This is a genomic window from Citrobacter sp. RHB35-C17, assembly GCF_013816795.1.
GTDB lineage: Bacteria > Pseudomonadota > Gammaproteobacteria > Enterobacterales > Enterobacteriaceae > Citrobacter_A > Citrobacter_A amalonaticus.
This window is the reverse complement of record NZ_CP057150.1, coordinates 1,514,646-1,531,950: the sequence shown is the minus strand read 5'-3', so window position 1 is coordinate 1,531,950 and position 17,305 is coordinate 1,514,646. Positions and strand designations below refer to the sequence as shown.

General features: G+C 54.5%; 17 protein-coding genes. 13 read left to right on the top strand and 4 right to left on the bottom strand.

Going from position 1 to position 17,305, the window contains the following annotated elements:
- Positions 1–117 precede the first annotated feature (117 nt).
- The 4 genes from HVZ37_RS07185 to cobO all read left to right on the top strand — a co-directional run bounded on the left by HVZ37_RS07185 (position 118) and on the right by cobO (position 4,875).
- Entirely contained in the window at positions 118–1,425 is a 1,308-nt protein-coding gene (locus HVZ37_RS07185; protein WP_043001352.1) for a dicarboxylate/amino acid:cation symporter, read from the top strand.
- Between the two features lie 70 nt (positions 1,426–1,495).
- Positions 1,496–2,497: a glutaminase A gene (gene glsA / locus HVZ37_RS07180; protein ID WP_044256534.1), complete on the top strand. Its 1,002-nt coding sequence runs from the start codon at positions 1,496–1,498 to the stop codon at positions 2,495–2,497.
- Between the two features lie 113 nt (positions 2,498–2,610).
- Positions 2,611–4,263: a class I fumarate hydratase gene (locus HVZ37_RS07175; RefSeq protein WP_061070370.1), complete on the top strand. Its 1,653-nt coding sequence runs from the start codon at positions 2,611–2,613 to the stop codon at positions 4,261–4,263.
- Positions 4,264–4,272: 9 nt separating this feature from the next.
- Positions 4,273–4,875, top strand: a complete 603-nt coding sequence (gene cobO, locus HVZ37_RS07170) for a cob(I)yrinic acid a,c-diamide adenosyltransferase (protein ID WP_043001355.1) — start codon at positions 4,273–4,275, stop codon at positions 4,873–4,875.
- Between the two features lie 61 nt (positions 4,876–4,936).
- Here the strand turns inward: cobO and HVZ37_RS07165 are convergent, their stop codons facing one another.
- On the bottom strand, positions 4,937–5,845 hold the full coding sequence (locus HVZ37_RS07165) for a LysR family transcriptional regulator (RefSeq protein ID WP_043001356.1): 909 nt from the start codon (positions 5,843–5,845) through the stop codon (positions 4,937–4,939).
- Positions 5,846–6,250: 405 nt separating this feature from the next.
- Here HVZ37_RS07165 and cobA point away from each other — a divergent pair, with 405 nt between their 5' ends.
- Positions 6,251–7,030: a uroporphyrinogen-III C-methyltransferase gene (gene cobA, locus HVZ37_RS07160; RefSeq protein ID WP_043001357.1), complete on the top strand. Its 780-nt coding sequence runs from the start codon at positions 6,251–6,253 to the stop codon at positions 7,028–7,030.
- Here the strand turns inward: cobA and HVZ37_RS07155 are convergent.
- A complete protein-coding gene (locus tag HVZ37_RS07155; RefSeq protein WP_044266321.1) occupies positions 7,009–7,902 on the bottom strand; it encodes a PocR ligand-binding domain-containing protein in 894 nt (297 codons plus the stop codon). The genes cobA and HVZ37_RS07155 overlap by 22 nt on opposite strands.
- Positions 7,903–8,274: 372 nt before the next feature.
- Between HVZ37_RS07155 and otnK the strand changes: the two genes are divergently transcribed.
- The 8 genes from otnK to HVZ37_RS07115 are packed head-to-tail and all read left to right on the top strand — an operon-like array spanning position 8,275 to position 15,050.
- Positions 8,275–9,537 carry a 3-oxo-tetronate kinase gene (gene otnK / locus HVZ37_RS07150; protein WP_181628261.1) on the top strand — a complete coding sequence of 421 codons (1,263 nt, stop codon included), beginning with the start codon at positions 8,275–8,277 and terminating at the stop codon, positions 9,535–9,537.
- Positions 9,537–10,181 (top strand): aldolase, encoded by a 645-nt coding sequence (locus HVZ37_RS07145; RefSeq protein WP_181628465.1) that lies wholly within the window; start codon positions 9,537–9,539, stop codon positions 10,179–10,181. The genes otnK and HVZ37_RS07145 overlap by 1 nt, the downstream gene beginning before the upstream one ends.
- A gap of 9 nt (positions 10,182–10,190) precedes the next feature.
- Positions 10,191–10,997, top strand: a complete 807-nt coding sequence (locus HVZ37_RS07140) for a DeoR/GlpR family DNA-binding transcription regulator (RefSeq protein WP_042285318.1) — start codon at positions 10,191–10,193, stop codon at positions 10,995–10,997.
- Complete coding sequence (locus HVZ37_RS07135) at positions 10,978–11,754, top strand: TIM barrel protein (protein WP_044256547.1); 777 nt, start codon at positions 10,978–10,980, stop codon at positions 11,752–11,754. The genes HVZ37_RS07140 and HVZ37_RS07135 overlap by 20 nt, the downstream gene beginning before the upstream one ends.
- Positions 11,755–11,790: 36 nt before the next feature.
- Positions 11,791–12,600 (top strand): 3-keto-5-aminohexanoate cleavage protein, encoded by an 810-nt coding sequence (locus tag HVZ37_RS07130; RefSeq protein ID WP_181628260.1) that lies wholly within the window; start codon positions 11,791–11,793, stop codon positions 12,598–12,600.
- A gap of 24 nt (positions 12,601–12,624) precedes the next feature.
- A complete protein-coding gene (locus HVZ37_RS07125) occupies positions 12,625–13,971 on the top strand; it encodes a bile acid:sodium symporter family protein (protein WP_043001362.1) in 1,347 nt (448 codons plus the stop codon).
- Between the two features lie 6 nt (positions 13,972–13,977).
- On the top strand, positions 13,978–14,397 hold the full coding sequence (locus HVZ37_RS07120) for a heme-binding protein (protein WP_044256550.1): 420 nt from the start codon (positions 13,978–13,980) through the stop codon (positions 14,395–14,397).
- Complete coding sequence (locus HVZ37_RS07115) at positions 14,394–15,050, top strand: aspartate/glutamate racemase family protein (RefSeq protein ID WP_044256552.1); 657 nt, start codon at positions 14,394–14,396, stop codon at positions 15,048–15,050. The genes HVZ37_RS07120 and HVZ37_RS07115 overlap by 4 nt, the downstream gene beginning before the upstream one ends.
- A 165-nt stretch (positions 15,051–15,215) precedes the next feature.
- Here HVZ37_RS07115 and sucD read toward each other — a convergent pair whose 3' ends face one another.
- On the bottom strand, positions 15,216–16,085 hold the full coding sequence (gene sucD / locus HVZ37_RS07110; protein ID WP_043001365.1) for a succinate--CoA ligase subunit alpha: 870 nt from the start codon (positions 16,083–16,085) through the stop codon (positions 15,216–15,218).
- The gene (sucC, locus tag HVZ37_RS07105) at positions 16,085–17,251 is read right to left on the bottom strand and encodes an ADP-forming succinate--CoA ligase subunit beta (protein ID WP_042320639.1); all 1,167 of its coding nucleotides are present in this window, start codon (positions 17,249–17,251) and stop codon (positions 16,085–16,087) included. The genes sucD and sucC overlap by 1 nt, the downstream gene beginning before the upstream one ends.
- Between the last annotated feature and the right edge of the window lie 54 nt (positions 17,252–17,305).

The following is a 17,305-nucleotide window of genomic DNA, read 5'->3' as shown; positions in this document are numbered from 1 at the left end:
ATTCCAGATAATTCATGCGGTTGGTCATAACCTGCGTGCGCCTGAGCTGCTGTCCTGGCTCTGGCGCACGCGACCCTACAACACTTCACAGACCAGCCTAGATCCGATGGAGTAAACATGAAGAAAATAAGTCTAACAAAAATGATCATATTAGGCCTGATACTCGGCATGATTGCCGGGGTGGCTATTAATAATATGGCATCGGCTGATACAGCAAAATCGTATGCGCAGGATATCTCTATTTTCACCACCATATTCTTACGTATGGTGAAAATGATTATCGCGCCGTTGGTTATTTCAACCCTGGTTGTCGGCATCGCGAAAATGGGCGATGCGAAAACGCTGGGGCGTATATTTTCAAAAACTTTTTTCCTGTTTATTTGCGCCTCACTGCTGTCGATTGCGCTGGGTCTGGTGATCGTCAACCTGTTCCAGCCAGGCGCGGGCATTAACTTTGTTGCCCATGACGCCGGGGCCGTGGCGGCCGTTCAGTCTGAACCGTTCACGCTGAAAGTGTTTATTTCTCACGCCGTACCGACCAGTATCGTTGACGCCATGGCGCGTAACGAAATCCTGCAAATCGTTGTGTTCTCGATCTTTCTCGGCTGTAGCCTGGCGGCGATTGGTGAGAAAGCCGAACCGATCGTGAAGGTGCTCGACTCTCTGGTTCACGTCATGCTGAAACTGACGGGTTACGTCATGCTGTTCGCCCCGTTAACGGTATTCGCCGCTATCTCCGGGCTTATCGCTGAACGCGGGCTGGGCGTGATGGTGAGCGCCGGGATCTTCATGGGTGAGTTCTACCTGACGCTGGGTATGCTGTGGGCGATCCTCATCGGCCTGTCAACGATGATTGTCGGTCCGTGCATCGGTCGCCTGACGAAAGCGATCCTCGAACCGGCACTGCTGGCATTTACCACGTCCAGCTCGGAAGCCGCGTTCCCGGGTACTCTGGATAAGCTGGAGAAATTCGGCGTCTCGTCCAAGATTGCCAGTTTCGTACTGCCTATCGGTTACTCCTTCAACCTCGTGGGTTCAATGGCCTACTGCTCGTTTGCCACCGTCTTTATCGCGCAGGCGTGCAACATTGAGCTGAGCATGGGCGAGCAAATCACCATGCTGCTGATCCTGATGTTGACTTCTAAAGGTATGGCAGGCGTACCGCGTGCCTCGATGGTGGTCATTGCCGCTACCCTCAACCAGTTCAACATTCCGGAAGCCGGTCTGATCCTGCTGATGGGCGTCGATCCGTTCCTCGACATGGGCCGTTCTGCAACCAACGTGATGAGTAACGCCATGGGCGCCGCGATTGTCAGTCGCTGGGAAGGCGAACATTTCGGTTCCGGCTGCCGGGGCACTGCGCCGGTCAAAACGCCAGAACAGGAGCGTCCTGCCACTGAGCCATCAGAAGTGGTGATGTCCTGATGATATCAGGTTGCCGGATAAGCACTCGCCCCTTCCGGCAACATGCCAATCACACCAACAAGGTTGCACCATGAACGTAAAATTCTTCGGCGCGAGCATGTTAACCGCCAGCCTGTTTTTTAGCGCCGCCGCGCTGGCGCAAACGGCGCCGGACTACGCCGCATTGATCGAACAGGCACACCAGAAATACAAAAGTAACAACGACGGCAAAGTCGCCGACTACATCCCTGCCCTTGCCACTTACAGCCCCAACAACTTCGCCATTACCCTCGCTACCGTTGACGGCAAAATTTACCAGGCAGGAGACATCAACAAAGCATTCCCGATGGAATCGCTGAGCAAAGTCTTCACCCTCGCGCTGGCGATGGAACAGCACGGGCCACAGGAGGTGCTGGATAAACTCGGCGCTAATGCCACCGGCCTGCCCTTTAATTCCGGTCTCGCGGTCGAACTCACGAAGGGCGCACCGGAGAATCCGCTGGTCAATGCAGGTGCCATGAGTACCGTCAGCCTGATTGACGCCAAAGACAAAACCGACCGCTGGAACAAAATCCTCACCAACCTGAACGCCTGGGCCGACGCCACGCTCACGGTCAATGAACCGGTATTCAGATCGGAAATGGAGACCAACCAGCACAATCAGGCGCTGGCGCAACTGATGGCATCGTACAACAGCTTCTACGGCGATACGCAGGAGGCCGTAGAGATTTACACCCGCCAGTGTTCAGTAGACGTCACCGTTGAGCAGCTTGCCAAAATGGGTGCCGTGCTGGCCAACAAGGGTAAATCGCCGTTCAACGGCAAACAGTTGCTCAATGAGCGCTATGTACCGCAGGTGCTGGCTGAAATGGCCATCGCCGGTCTCTATGACGGCAGCGGAAAATGGCTGTACACCGTCGGTATTCCGGCGAAAAGCGGCGTCGGCGGGGGCATGGTCGCGGTGGTACCGGGACAGTACGCCATTGCCGTTTACTCACCGCCGCTGGACAGCGCCGGGAACAGCGTGCGCGCCCAGCAGACTATTGAATATGTTGCCCATGCAACACAGGCCAATCTCTTTATGGCGCATTAAGTGGATGCCGGATGGCGCTCATGCGCATCCGGCCTACGAATCAGGCATTTTTGTAGGTCGGATACGGCGCGACGCCGCCCTCCGGCGATATCAACCTTAACGTGAGAAGTAACATGTCTAAACCCTTTGTCTGGCAAGAACTCTTTGTACAAAGCAAAGAGAGTACGGAATACGAATTACTGAGCAATCAGCATGTTACGGTGACAGAGTTAGATGGCGAAGAGGTCATCAAAGTGGCGCCGGAAGCATTAACGCTGCTGGCGCAACAGGCATTCTATGAAGCATCGTTCTTCCTGCGCTCCGGACATTTAAAGCAGATCGCCAGCATCCTGCACGATCCGCAGGCCAGCAGTAACGACAAATATGTCGCCCTGCAGCTGTTACGTAATGCGGAAGTGTCGGCGAAAGGCGTGCTGCCGAACTGCCAGGATACAGGTACGGCGACAGTGGTCGCCAGCAAAGGCCAACAGATATGGACCGGCGGCGATGACGCCGAAGCGCTCAGCAAAGGGATTTACACCACCTTTAAAGAAAATAACCTGCGCTATTCGCAAAACGCCCCACTGGATATGTATACCGAGGTGAATACCGGCACCAACCTGCCGGCGCAGATCGATATCAGCGCCACACCGGGTAACGAATACCGCTTCTTGTTTGTCAATAAGGGCGGCGGCTCAGCCAACAAGGCGGCGCTGTTCCAGGAGACCAAATCGATCCTGCAACCGGAAAAGCTCACCGCATTCCTGATCGAGAAGATGAAATCACTGGGCACCGCAGCCTGCCCGCCGTATCACATCGCTTTTGTCGTCGGCGGTCTCTCCGCAGATCAGGCGCTCAAGGTCGCCAAACTGGCCTCAACCAAGTATTACGACAACCTGCCCACCAGCGGTAATGAGCTGGGTCAGGCGTTTCGTGACACGGCGCTGGAATCCGCGCTGCTCAATGCCAGCCGTGAATTTGGCATTGGCGCGCAGTTTGGCGGTAAATATTTCGCCCATGATATTCGCGTAATTCGTCTGCCGCGCCACGGCGGCTCCTGCCCGATCGCGATGGCGCTCTCCTGCTCCGCCGATCGCAATATCAAAGCGAAGATCAACAAACACGGGATCTGGCTGGAAAAACTCGAGCATAACCCAGGTAAATTTATCCCTGAATCCAGCCGCATCGAGAACAGCGCACAGAGCGTAAACCTGGATTTGAACCGTCCGCTGCGCGAGATCCTGCATGATTTATCCACCCTGCCAGTCGGCACGCGGCTTTCGCTAAACGGCCCGATCGTCGTCGCCCGCGACATCGTGCATGCCAAACTCAAAGAGCGCCTGGACAACGGCGAAGCGATGCCAGCGTACATGAAAGATCACATTGTCTACTATGCCGGCCCGGCTAAAACGCCGGATCAGATGGCCTGTGGTTCGCTCGGGCCAACCACCGGCGGGCGCATGGACGGCTATGTCGACGCTTTCCAGGCCGCTGGCGGTAGCCTGATCATGCTGTCCAAAGGCAACCGCAGTGCGCAAGTCACCGAGGCTTGCCATAAACACGGCGGATTCAACCTCGGCAGCATCGGTGGCGCCGCCGCCTTGCTGGCGCAGCAATACGTGAAAAGCCTGCGCTGCCTCGAATATCCCGAACTGGGAATGGAAGCGGTCTGGATGATGGAAGTTGAAAACCTGCCTGCCTTCGTGCTGGTAGACGACAAAGGAAACAACTTCTTCAGTCAGTTTGAACAACAGCATCGTTGTGCATCCTGCCCGGCAGGACATTAAGGAGCGTTTATGCAAGCGCGAGCCAATGGCGACCGTCATCGCCAGCGTCAGCAAAAGCTGAAAGAACAGGTGGAAATCCGTGTGGCCGCCGCCACGGAACAAAAAGGGATTTTGATCGTATTTACCGGAAATGGAAAAGGGAAATCCACGGCCGCCTTTGGCACTGCCACCCGTGCGGTGGGTCATGGTAAAACCGTTGGCGTCGCGCAGTTTATCAAAGGCCAGTGGGATAATGGCGAATACAACACCCTGCATCCGCTGGGGGTTGAGTTTCACATTATGGGTACCGGGTTTACCTGGGAAACGCAAAACCGCGAGGCGGATATCGCGGCGGCGCAGGCTGTCTGGACAGAGAGCAAGCGCATGCTGGCCGATGCGCATTACGATCTGGTGGTCCTGGACGAACTTACATACATGCTGGCGTATCACTACCTGGATACTGACGAGGTGATTGCCGCCATTCGGGAGCGTCCGGCGCAGCAGAGTGTGATTGTGACCGGGCGAGGGTGTCACGCGCAGTTACTGGAGCTTGCCGATACGGTGAGCGAACTGCGCCCGGTCAAGCATGCGTTTGACAGCGGTATTCAGGCTCAGGCAGGAATTGACTGGTAGTTACGTCGTTGCCGGATGGCGCATGCGCTTATCCGGCTTCCCGTTTACCCGTCATCCGCCGTCAGCGTTCCAGGTGAGATACCACCGATTTTTGTAACAGCCAGTCGCGGAAAACCTGTAAATGACGGGATTCCGCTTTTTCTTCCCGCCAGGTCATGATGAAACGATTACCCGTGCGCATGGGCACATCGCAAGGGATCACCATGTCACCGTTGTCCAGATCGTGCTGGATCGCAAAACGTGGGAGCAGCGCAACCCCCAAATTCGATCGCACCGCGGCGATCAGCATCGACAGCAGATCAAAACGCGGGCCTTTGTTGACCAGTGGGCTACTGACATCCGACAGGGCGAACCACTCCTGCCAGCCGTTAATTCGCGTACTTTGATGCAACAAGGGAAACTCATTGAGCAACTCTTCAACCGCCAGTTTCTGGTTGGGCTGCGACAGCAAACTGCCGCTACAAACCGGGAGGATTTCCTCTTCGAACAGATACTCCACTTCTGACCACGGCGAACAGAAGTCTTCACGCATAATGGCCGCATCATATTCACGGTTGAGGAAATCGCCCATGTTCGCCAGCGAGTGAATATTAACGATAATATCGGGGTTAAGTTTGTTGAATTCACGCAGATTGGGGATCAGCCAGTGGGTGCTGAAGGTCGGGTTGACCGCCAGTTCAATGACTTCGACCGTGGGCTGCCAGGTCATAATGGTATTCGTATCACGCTCAAGTTTATTTAGCGTTTCTTTAACAATGCTCAAATAATGCTTCCCGGCCTCGTTTAAAAAAATCCGCTTTTTGGCATGATTAAATAATGCAGTATGCAGAAAATCCTCAAGTGCATTCACCTGGCGAAATACAGCACTTTGCGTTAATGCTAACTCCTCCGCCGCACGCGTATAACTTTCATGACGTGCCACCACTTCAAACGTCACCAGTAATTCAGTCTTTGGTATCTTTCCTCTCATAACGTCTTCCATATGCCGCGTACAAAAATAGTTTAATTTATAAAAAATAAATGCAACCGACTCCCGATTGGCCTGAGAGTTATATTTTATTTCCTACCTGGATGTCATTGATCCACTCCATGGTTTATTCACACAGGGGGCGAACAAATAATAACCAATAATACGCAAGACTGACCATAAACACAATTTAATTAAGGTTATTTTGCGACAAATAGCGCCAATAAGTTCTTAATAATTTTTCAAGATAACTTGTTTATCGGAGAAAAAACTTTGCGGGTTTAATCAATATTATTTACTTATTATTTCAGGAGAATTCAGTTCACTCAACGATAAGCAAACGATGACGTTTTTTTATCTGCTTTTACTATTTTTACCGTTTTTCCCGACAATAATTAAGGACGACATATGAAAAATTCCGGAAAAGTCTGGCTGGTTGGTGCAGGTCCTGGTGATATCAGCTTACTGACCCTTAAAGCCCTGCAGTGTATTCAACAGGCTGATGTCATCATTTACGATCGGCTGGTCAATCCTAAAATGCTTGAGTGGTGCTCAGCGAGTTGTACCTGCATCAACGTTGGCAAAAGTCCGGGCTATCATAGTGTTCCTCAGGAGGAGATCAATGCCCTGCTTATCCAGCATGCGCGAACACAGCGGAACGTTGTGCGCCTGAAAGGCGGCGATCCTTACGTGTTTGGCCGTGGTGCCGAAGAGGTGGAATGTCTGGTCGAAGAAGGCATTGCTTTCGAAGTGGTGCCGGGGATCAGTTCCGCCATTGGCGGGCTGGCCTGCGCCGGGATCCCGGTGACCCACCGCGACCTGGCATCCGGTTTTCATGTCGTGACAGGACATACCCGCGAAGGTAATCAGCAGCAGGACTGGCGGCAGTTGGCGAAGCTCAACGGCACGCTGGTGATTGTTATGGGGATCGCTAACCTGCCGTTTATTTGTGAAGAACTGCTGATGGGAGGCAAATCACCGGCCACACCCGCGGCGATTGTGATGTCGGCTACCCGGGACAATCAGCGGCGCTTAACTTGTACGCTCGGTACATTACTCACGAAAGCACAGGAAGCGAATATTGTGCCACCGGCACTGATTGTGGTTGGCGATGTTGTCCGTTTGAGCGACCGACTCTCTTTTATTCCCGAGGTGATGGAACGCGCCTACAGCGAAAGGTGTTCATGACGGAATGACTGCGGAGACGTCTGGTGAGCCGCCCGGAACACCCGACAAAAATAGCTGGTCTGCGCATACTGAAGTTTCCGGGCGATGCTGTCGATAGAGTTCTTCGGATCGCGCAGCAACTCACTCGCCCGCTGCATTTTTTTCTGGCTCACCCAGGTTTTAAAATTCACTCCCTGCCGTTTCTTAAAGAAACGGCTAAAGTAGTTGGCGCTTAAACAGACATGCGCGGCCACCGACTCCAGCGTCAGTTCTTCGTATAAGTGTTCATCAATATAGCGCAGTGCGGCGACCAGTTTCTTTTCGTGGCGAGAAAGTTCCATTGCCGACAGACGCAGGTCGCTCAACTGCACATCAGCGGTGTCCACCGTTTTACGCTGAACCGGGCTGAGATTGTTAATAATAAAGCTGAGCAGGTTTGCCGCTGCCACCAGATGATTATTTTCAACAATCGCGACCTGATTCCAGGCTGATTTAATTTTAGGATCGAAAGCCCACTGCCGATCGTCATCAATGACAATAGTTTTATATTCCGGATACTTTGCGCGCACCTGACCGCAAATAATAAATCCCAGCAGATGCCCCTGACGAATTAACGGCATAGAGAAAAAACTCAACCCCGCATGACAGCAGAGTATTCTGATTTTTTCTTCTTTTAACCCTTCAAAAGCGCAATATTTATCACATTTCTGACACGTTTTTTGGTATTGCGGATTGGCGCGCAGTAATGAACAGAACGAATTAAAATTATGACAGGCAGAGATTTCCCGACCATTAATGTCTACCACCACGGCGGCGAGCCCGGTCGCCTTAGAAAATACCTCTGCCAGTGAGTAAAAAGTGTGTAAGACATCGTCCTGAATATGCTGAGGCACGTTACGCTCCGTCAGTGGTCTGGATAACGTCGCTACTATGCTTAATTTGTCCAGGTGAAAAAATGACCCTGGCCGCAAAAAATAATCTCATTTAATCAGGTGATTATGATCAAATTGCAAGAGTGCCCCCCGCGCTCCTCAACACCAGTCCACCGACTGCTGTGACAACTTTTCCCAAAGATTAACGAATCTTCACATCTTCCTGTGAGCTTCATTTCAACATCACTCACCATTTTATTTATGATTTTCAATTAGTTATATAAATAACATACAATTTTATGATGTGCTTATTTGTGAGAATCATCATGTGAATGTGAAACGCCCTCCTGAATAATAGGCTCAATGACAAGATAATCTGAACGGAGTGGATGTATGCCCGTCACGACAGGTGTTATCGCCGACGACTTTACTGGCGCAACGGATATCGCAAGTTTTATGGCTGAGCAAGGCTGGAGGGTCGCGCTGCTGCCCGGGATGCCAGACACCGCGCAGCCGTGGAATGAAGAGGTCGACGCGATTGTCATCTCGCTGAAAAGCCGTTCTCTACCGGCTGACCAGGCCATCGATCAATCATTACGCTGCTGGCAATGGCTGCACCACACGGCAGGTGCGCGGCAAATTTACTTTAAATATTGCTCCACCTTTGATTCCACCCCCGCCGGGAATATCGGTCCGGTCAGCGATGCGCTGATAGAAGCGATGCACGCGCCGTACATCGTTCACTGCCCAGCCCTGCCACAAAACGGACGGACGGTGATTCACGGTCATTTGTTTGTGAATGGCGTATTACTGAATGAATCCGGCATGGAGAAACATCCGCTCAACCCGATGACCGATGCGAACCTGATTCGCCTGCTCACGGCGCAAACTGCCAGCGCTGTCGGGCGCATTGACCTCAGCACGATTCAGAAAGGTGTGGAAGCGGTCACTCACGCGCTGGAACGCTGCCAGTCTGAAGGTGTACGTCACGTGATCGTGGATACCTTCAGCGAAGCCGATCTGCAGACCCTCGCTCAGGCCTTACGTCATACACCGTTGCTGGCGGGCGGTTCCGGCCTGGGTGGTGCACTGGCCGCTTGCGCCGCACCACAGCGTAGGCGGGAAGCGGTACATCCCTTCCCGCAGCCGGCAAAAACGGTGGTGTTTTCCGGAAGTTGTTCCGCCATGAGTAACCGCCAGGTGAATCGCTATAAAGCACAGGCCGCTTCCCTTCTACTCGACGTGGCGCGCTGCCTGACAGACGCAGAGCGTTACAGCGACGAGCTGTCGCGGTGGACAATGACTCATGTCGATGACGCGCTCGCTCCATTGATTTACGCCACCCAGCCGCCGGAAGCGCTGAAACACATTCAACAGGAGTACGGCGAGCAGCGCGCCAGCCGGGCGATTGAGCATACCTTTGCCAGACTGACGGCCAAACTGCAGGCCGCAGGCGTAAACAGTTTTATCGTCGCCGGTGGCGAAACGTCCGGCACCGTAGTGGAGGCGTTACAGGTGACGCGACTGACGGTCGGCAAAGCCATCGCGCCCGGCGTGCCGTGGGTGTTCTCCGCCGAGCCGCCGCTCGCGCTGGCGCTGAAGTCAGGCAACTTCGGTGACGAAGACTTCTTTTTCACCGCGCAGGAGTCTGCATGATGAGTCAGCTTAACGAACAACAACTCCGCGAACAGCTGGTGCACTACGGTCGTTCTCTGTTTATGCGCGGCTTCAGCAGCGGTGGTTCGGGCAACCTGAGCGTAAAACTGCCGAACGGCGGCTATCTGGTCACGCCGACCAACTCCTGTCTGGGCGAGCTGGACGCCGCAACGCTCAGTAAACTGGATGCCAACGGGGTTCACCTCAGTGGCGATAAACCGTCGAAAGAAGTGCCCATGCACCTGGCCTGGTATCGTCATCGTCCGGCCTGCGGCGCGGTGGTTCATCTGCATTCGCCATGGCTGACCGCCCTTTCCTGTCTGCCATGCAGCACACCGGAAAACTGTCTGCCGCCGTTAACGCCGTACTACGTAATGCGCGTCGGGCAGTTGCCTCTGTTGCCCTATTTCAAACCCGGTCATGAGGGGATTGCCAGCGCACTCAGCGAGATTGCGGCGGACCATACTGCCGCGCTCCTGGCAAATCACGGCCCGGTAGTCAGTGGTCGCTCACTTCGTGAGGCGGTGTTTAATGCCGAAGAGCTGGAAGACAGCGCCCGCATCTGGCTGACCTTAAAACCACTCGGCTACGTGCCGCTAACGGCGGAAGCAGTAGCTGAACTCGAACAATCCCGGCGAGCATGAGGTGAGAGGATGATCCCCGAACAACGACGTGATTTTATCTACCGCTACGTGCATGAAAAAAACGTCGCCTCGTTTAATGAGCTGGCGGATCTGATGAGCGTGTCGCACATGACCGTGCGCCGCGATATTCAGTTGCTGGAAGAAGAAGGCAAAGTCATCTCGATCAATGGCGGGGTGAAACTCAACAATCTGCTGAAATCGGAGCTGCCGTGGCGGGAAAAGGCCGAGCTGCATCATGACGTGAAGCGACGGATGGGGCAACTAGCCGCGATGTTGATAGAACCAGGGCAAACGCTGTATCTCGATGCGGGAACGTCGTTGTTTGAAGTGGCGAAAGCCGTCGCCGCCAGCCACTGCTTCAACCTGACGGTGGTGACGAACGATTTTTCCATCAGCCACTACCTGATGGATATGCCGCACATCACGCTGTATCACACCGGCGGACTGGTGGATCAGCGCAACCGCTCATGCCTTGGGAAAAGCGCCGCCAGTTTTCTGCGCACGATCAATATAGACGTGGCGTTTCTCAGTTCGTCCTCGTGGGATACCGAACGTGGAATGTCGACCCCCAGCGAAGGCAAAGCCTCGGTGAAAGAGGCCGTGCTCACCGTCTCCCGCCGTCGGGTGCTGGTCTGCGACAGCAGTAAATTTGGCAAATACGGGATGTTCCACATCTGCTCGCTGGATCAACTGACCGACATTATTTCGGATAACCGGTTACCCGACGTAGCGCAGGACACCATTGCCAGCCAGGGCGTGAAACTGCACCTGGTGGATTGCCGGGAGGGAACGCATCATGCTGAAGTTAGCGGCTAACCTTGACTGGCTGTTTTGCGAACGTCCCATTGCGGAGCGCTTTCAGGCCGCAAAGGCGGCGGGTTTTCACGGCGTTGAAGGGCTGTTTCTCTGGCAGCATCCGCTGGATGTGCTGCTGGCGGCGCAACGGGAAACCGGTCTGCCGGTGGCGCTGATGAATGCGCCAGCGGGTCACTGGCAGGCCGGTGAACGCGGACTGGCCTCCCTGCCAGGCTGTGACGAGGAGTATCATCGCAGTCTGCTGATTGCCCGCGATTACGCCACGGCACTGGGCTGTCGCAAGGTGCACGTCATGGCCGGATTGCGCGTGGCCGGACTTTCCGCTAACGCCCAGTATGAACAATTAACCGACCGACTGCGTATCGCCTGTGACGTCATGGTTGGGGCCGATATCGACGTGTTGATTGAACCGTTAAACCCGGACGATATGCCTGGTTATTTTGTTGATAGCTTTCCACTGGCTGAACGTCTTATTCGCGAAGTGAACAGAAAAAATATCGGCTTACAGTTTGATATTTACCACTGCCAAAAAATACACGGTAATGTTACACATCTTATTCAACATTATTTACCGATCATTAAACACTTTCAGATTGCTTCTGTACCCGGCCGCCATGAACCGGGAACGGGAGAATTAAATGAAACATGGCTTTTTGAATTTATTAAGCAGACAGGTTATCAGGGCTGGATAGGTTGTGAATATAAACCGTCAACACCAGGGCCCGAATCGTTACGCTGGATGACACCGTACTTATAATTTTAATATCTCTGTACCGGAAAACCGGAGGAACACATGTCGGATACTGTTATTATTTCGCTGGCACCCGTTGCCGCGGATTGCCCCAGAGTTATACCCGAAGAACTGGCGCAGGAAATACTGGCCAGCGTCGAACAGGGTGCAGCCATCGTGCATTTACACGTTCGCGATAAACAAGGTCGTCTGACGTCGGACACCACCGATTTTCAGGAGACAATTGACCACGTCATGCGCCATTCCGACCTGATTATTCAGGCCTCAACCGGTGGCGTCTCCACCATGTCGATTGCCGAGCGCTGCGCGCCTCTGGACTGTCCCGGCGTCGAAATGGCGTCGCTGAACGTCGGCTCCGTTAACCTCGGCGATGCCGTGTACGTTAATCCCGGACCGGACGTCGAATATTGTTCGCAACAAATAACCCAACGTTCCATTATTCCTGAATTTGAAGTTTTCGAAATTGGCATGATTAATAACATTCTGGCGCTGGAAGAAAAAATATCGTTCAAGAAACCGATGTTATTCAATATTGTCCTCGGACACCGTGGAAGTTCACCCGCGACGGTTGATGCGTTAATTGCCTTGCGCAGTATGATCCCTCGCGACGCCTTATGGGGAATTACCCATTTTGGCCGCAAGAATTTCGATATTATTGCGGCAGCGGTCGGCATGGGCGCCAGTGAAGTGAGAATTGGTTTTGAAGATAGCTATTATTTAAGCGCCGAAGAGAAAGCTCAGCATAATTATCAGCAGGTTGCCAAACTCGCCACGCTTATTCGCAGTATGGATAAAAAGGTCGCCACGCCGGATATTGCGCGGCAAATGTTAGCTATTCCACCACGGCAGTAATAACGAGAGAAAGGACATTTCACCATGACTATCACAACCGTTATTCACAAAACCGGACTGGGCGTCTGCATCGCCGGTGGCGCCCTGGCGGCAATTGGCGCGCTGATGCAGTCTCCCGCCCTCTGGCAGCCGGGGCTGGTGATGCTGACGACAGGCTTCGCGGCAGGTGCGGGCTACTGGACAAATCTTCGCAGCTACCAGTTTACCCTGTGGATCATTGCCGGCTTTGTCGCGGCGATGACCTGGTCAACCGATCTAATCGTCTGGGGCGGATTCAACATCACCCATAAATGGATCGTCTTTTTGGTGATCCAGGCGACCATGTTCAGTATGGGCACCAAACTCACGATTCAGGACTTTATCGACGTCGCTAAAATGCCCTGGGCGGTGTTTATCGGCACCTTCTGTCATTTCGTCATCATGCCTCTGCTCGGCCTGAGCATCACGCTGATCTTTGACTTTCCGCCGGAAGTGGCGGTAGGCATTCTGCTGATTGGTTCCTGTCCCAGTGGGCTCTCCTCCACTGTCATGGTGTATATCGCCAACGCCAACCTGGCGCTGGCGGTCTCGATCGCCGCCGTCTCGACGCTGGCGGCGACGGTCATGACCCCGCTGTGGGTGAATCTGCTGGCGGGTTCAATGATCGACATCCAGCTCACGGCGATGGTGATGGACGTCGTGAAAATCGTGTTGATCCCGATTGGCGCGGCGATTTTACATGACTACCTGAAAACCTATGCCGGCGTGCAGGGGCGTCGTACCGTGCAAACGCTGGCCGGGATCAGCGCCATCTGGCTGCTGTATATGCTTACCGGCGGCTGGGACACGCTGTTTGGTAGCGCCAGCGCCGACGCGCAAATGTATGCGGTGGTGCTGAACTTTGTGGCTGGCGGGATCATCTGGGCGCTGTTCTATAACTGGCTGTATGGACGCGTGGCCGGCGTTAAGAAGATCATGCCGACCATTTCGATGATGGGCATCATTTTCTTCACCACTACGGCAGCGGCAGCCGGGCGCGACAACCTGGTTCAGGTCGGCTTCCTGCTCTGCTTCGCCATGCTGATGCACAACCTCGGCGGCTTCCTGATTGGCTATCTGATGAGCCGCTGGATCTTCCGCATGGATGTTCAGTCCGCCCGGACGGTAGCCTTCGAAGTCGGACTGCAAAACGGCGGGATGGCATCAGGTCTTGCCGCCGCGATGGGAAAACTGGCCACCGTTGGTCTCGCCTCTGCGGTCATGACGCCGCTTGGCAACGTCAGCGGCTCGCTGCTAGCTAACTACTGGCGCAAAAAGGATGCCCGACAGGCGCAGGCCCAGAGCGAGAGTTCGCCTGCTCAGCCGGTATCAGAACCTCTGTCAAAAGGATAACTCACCATGATGACTTTAACCCTGCAACAGGCACGACGCGCGGTAGACTGCGCGCTCGATCTCGCCGACACCCGTTATGCGCAACGTCCGCTCAGCGTGGCGGTGTGCGACGCTCACGGCGAGTTACTGAGCTTTGCCCGTATGGATAACGCCAAACTGTTGACCATTGAGCTGACGCAGCGCAAAGCACGCACCAGCAGCCGTTTAGGTTGCACCACTCAGGCGTTTTTGCAACGTCTGCAAAATGAGTCACTGGATATCAGCTACTTTGCTGACCCACGTTTTACCGCGCTGCCCGGCGGCGTACCGATTCTTCACAACGGTAAATGCGTGGGGGCCGTTGCGGTTGGTGGACTGTCCGCCCAGGAAGATCACGATGCGGCTATGGCCGTTGCCGAATGTTTGCTCAAGGAGTTCGCAGAATGAAAAAGATCGCTATGCTTCACACCAGTTCCGCCACGCTCGCCATGATGCAGCAACTGATCGGCGACATCATGCCAGAAGCGGACGTGATGCACCTGGTCGAAGAGTCGATGATTAAGCAGGTGATGAAGGCCGGAGGCGTGACGCCGAACATTGCGGCACGCATTGCCGACTACGTCCACATAGCCGAAAAAGCGGATTGCGAGATTTTCATCACCGCCTGTTCGTCCATTGGCACGGCGGTTGAACAGTGTCAGTTTATGACACCGCTGCAGCTTGCCCGTATCGACTGCGCGATGGTGGAACAAGCCATTAGCCTGGGTGAGAACATTGCCGTGCTGGCCACCGTCGCCACCACGATGAAACCGACGCTGGAGTATGTGCAACGCAAAGTACAGGCCAGTGGTAAGCAATGCACCGTGACGCCGATATTGATGGAAGAGGCCTTCCATGCTCTGCTGGCGGGCGATATGGAAACGCATGACCGCATCGTCAGCGAAGGATTGCACAGCGCGTATAAACAGGCTGATGTGGTTATGCTGGCGCAAGCGTCGATGGCGCGCGTTCTGCAGCAGCTTCCGTCGCCGCCCGTCCCGGTGATGACCTCTCCGGAAAGCGGCATCCGTTGGCTGAAAGCGCTGGCTGAAAGCGCATAACCTGGCAAGTCAACACTCCCCCCTAGGCCGGATAAGCGCCAGCGCCATCCGGCATACAGACAGGCAAAAAAAAGGCCATCATCAGATGGCCAACCATGTCGAAAATGGACCAGCCCTTTCCCCTGCATCACGGGTAAATGCAGGGGTTGGGCTGTTTTATTGCTTTTACTTAATGACGGCTTTCAGCGCTTCGCCGATATCGGCCAGGCTGCGAACGGTTTTCACACCAGCGGCTTCCAGCGCTGCGAATTTCTCATCCGCAGTTCCTTTTCCACCGGCGATAATGGCGCCTGCGTGACCCATACGTTTGCCTTTCGGCGCAGTCACACCGGCAATGTAGCCAACAACCGGTTTGGTCACGTGATCTTTGATGTAGGCCGCCGCTTCTTCTTCCGCGCTACCGCCGATCTCACCGATCATCACGATCGCTTCGGTCTGCGGATCTTCCTGGAACAGTTTCAGGATGTCGATGAAGTTAGAGCCCGGGATCGGGTCGCCGCCGATGCCCACACAGGTGGACTGGCCGAAACCGTAGTCGGTGGTCTGCTTAACCGCTTCATAGGTCAGCGTACCGGAACGCGAGACGATACCCACTTTACCCGGCTTATGAATGTGACCGGGCATGATGCCGATTTTGCATTCGCCCGGGGTGATAACACCCGGACAGTTCGGGCCGATCATGCGTACACCGGCTTCATCCAGCTTCACCTTCACGGTCAGCATATCCAGCGTCGGGATGCCTTCGGTGATAGTGATGATGAGCTTAATGCCTGCGTCGATGGCTTCCAGAATGGAGTCTTTGCAGAACGGTGCCGGCACGTAGATAACGGACGCGGTGGCGCCCGTCGCTTCTACGGCTTCACGCACGGTGTTAAATACCGGCAGGCCCAGGTGCGTGGTGCCGCCTTTGCCTGGCGTTACGCCGCCAACCATCTGCGTACCGTAGGCAATTGCCTGTTCGGAGTGAAATGTCCCCTGGCTACCGGTGAAGCCCTGGCAGATAACCTTGGTATCTTTATTAATTAAAACTGACATTATTTCCCCTCCACTGCGGCAACAACCTGCTGAGCTGCATCCGTCAGACTTTTCGCTGCAATAATATTCAGGCCGCTGTCAGCCAGTTTCTTCGCGCCGAGTTCGGCGTTGTTACCTTCCAGACGAACCACCACCGGAACGTTAACGCCCACTTCCGCTACCGCGCCGATAATGCCGTCAGCGATCAGGTCGCAACGCACGATACCGCCGAAGATGTTAACCAGAACCGCTTTAACGTTGTCGTCAGAGAGGATAATTTTGAACGCTTCGGTGACGCGCTCTTTGGTGGCGCCGCCGCCCACGTCAAGGAAGTTAGCCGGTTCGCCGCCGTGCAGTTTCACGATGTCCATGGTGCCCATCGCCAGACCTGCGCCGTTAACCATGCAGCCGATGTTGCCATCCAGCGCGACGTAGTTCAGTTCCCACTGTGCTGCCTGCGCTTCACGCGGGTCTTCCTGAGACTGATCGCGCATTTCGCGCAGATCCGGCTGGCGGAACAGCGCGTTGCCGTCAGCGCCCAGTTTGCCGTCGAGGCAGATCAGGTCACCCTGTTTGGTGATAACCAGCGGGTTGATTTCGATCAGCGCCAGGTCGCGCTCAAGGAAAATGGTCGCCAGGCCCATGAAGATCTTAGTAAACTGCTGAACCAGTTTGCCTTCCAGACCCAGTTTGAACGCCAGCTCGCGTCCCTGATACGGCATTGGGCCGGTCAGCGGATCAAGCGCCACTTTGTGGATCAGGTGCGGGGTTTCTTCCGCCACTTTTTCAATTTCAACGCCGCCTTCGGTGGAGGCCATGAAGACCACACGACGGGAGCTACGGTCAACGACCGCACCCAGATACAGCTCTTTATCAATATCGGTCGCCGCTTCAACCAGAATCTGGTTGACCGGTTGACCGTTGGCGTCTGTTTGATAGGTCACCAGACGTTTGCCCAGCCAGTGCTCAGCAAACGCGCGAATCTCTTCTTTGCTTTTTACAACTTTCACACCGCCCGCTTTACCGCGGCCACCTGCGTGAACCTGACATTTTACTACCCACGGACCCGCACCGATTTTCGATGCCGCTTCTTCAGCTTCACGCGGAGTAGTACAGGCATAACCCACCGGCGCCGGTAAGCCATAGCGGGCAAAAAGTTGTTTTGCCTGATATTCATGTAAGTTCATGTGTTCTGTCCATCCTTCAGGTAATCGTTATCTTTAAACCCGTAGACCGGCGTG

Excerpts from the sequence above, each read along its gene's own strand:
- HVZ37_RS07185 (WP_043001352.1), top strand. The coding sequence starts at position 118 with ATGAAGAAAATAAGTCTAACAAAAATGATCATATTAGGCCTGATACTC.
- glsA (WP_044256534.1), top strand. The coding sequence starts at position 1,496 with ATGAACGTAAAATTCTTCGGCGCGAGCATGTTAACCGCCAGCCTGTTT.
- HVZ37_RS07175 (WP_061070370.1), top strand. The coding sequence starts at position 2,611 with ATGTCTAAACCCTTTGTCTGGCAAGAACTCTTTGTACAAAGCAAAGAG.
- cobO (WP_043001355.1), top strand. The coding sequence starts at position 4,273 with ATGCAAGCGCGAGCCAATGGCGACCGTCATCGCCAGCGTCAGCAAAAG.
- HVZ37_RS07165 (WP_043001356.1), bottom strand. The coding sequence starts at position 5,845 with ATGAGAGGAAAGATACCAAAGACTGAATTACTGGTGACGTTTGAAGTG.
- cobA (WP_043001357.1), top strand. The coding sequence starts at position 6,251 with ATGAAAAATTCCGGAAAAGTCTGGCTGGTTGGTGCAGGTCCTGGTGAT.
- otnK (WP_181628261.1), top strand. The coding sequence starts at position 8,275 with ATGCCCGTCACGACAGGTGTTATCGCCGACGACTTTACTGGCGCAACG.
- HVZ37_RS07145 (WP_181628465.1), top strand. The coding sequence starts at position 9,537 with ATGAGTCAGCTTAACGAACAACAACTCCGCGAACAGCTGGTGCACTAC.
- HVZ37_RS07140 (WP_042285318.1), top strand. The coding sequence starts at position 10,191 with ATGATCCCCGAACAACGACGTGATTTTATCTACCGCTACGTGCATGAA.
- HVZ37_RS07135 (WP_044256547.1), top strand. The coding sequence starts at position 10,978 with ATGCTGAAGTTAGCGGCTAACCTTGACTGGCTGTTTTGCGAACGTCCC.
- HVZ37_RS07130 (WP_181628260.1), top strand. The coding sequence starts at position 11,791 with ATGTCGGATACTGTTATTATTTCGCTGGCACCCGTTGCCGCGGATTGC.
- HVZ37_RS07125 (WP_043001362.1), top strand. The coding sequence starts at position 12,625 with ATGACTATCACAACCGTTATTCACAAAACCGGACTGGGCGTCTGCATC.
- HVZ37_RS07120 (WP_044256550.1), top strand. The coding sequence starts at position 13,978 with ATGATGACTTTAACCCTGCAACAGGCACGACGCGCGGTAGACTGCGCG.
- HVZ37_RS07115 (WP_044256552.1), top strand. The coding sequence starts at position 14,394 with ATGAAAAAGATCGCTATGCTTCACACCAGTTCCGCCACGCTCGCCATG.
- sucD (WP_043001365.1), bottom strand. The coding sequence starts at position 16,085 with ATGTCAGTTTTAATTAATAAAGATACCAAGGTTATCTGCCAGGGCTTC.
- sucC (WP_042320639.1), bottom strand. The coding sequence starts at position 17,251 with ATGAACTTACATGAATATCAGGCAAAACAACTTTTTGCCCGCTATGGC.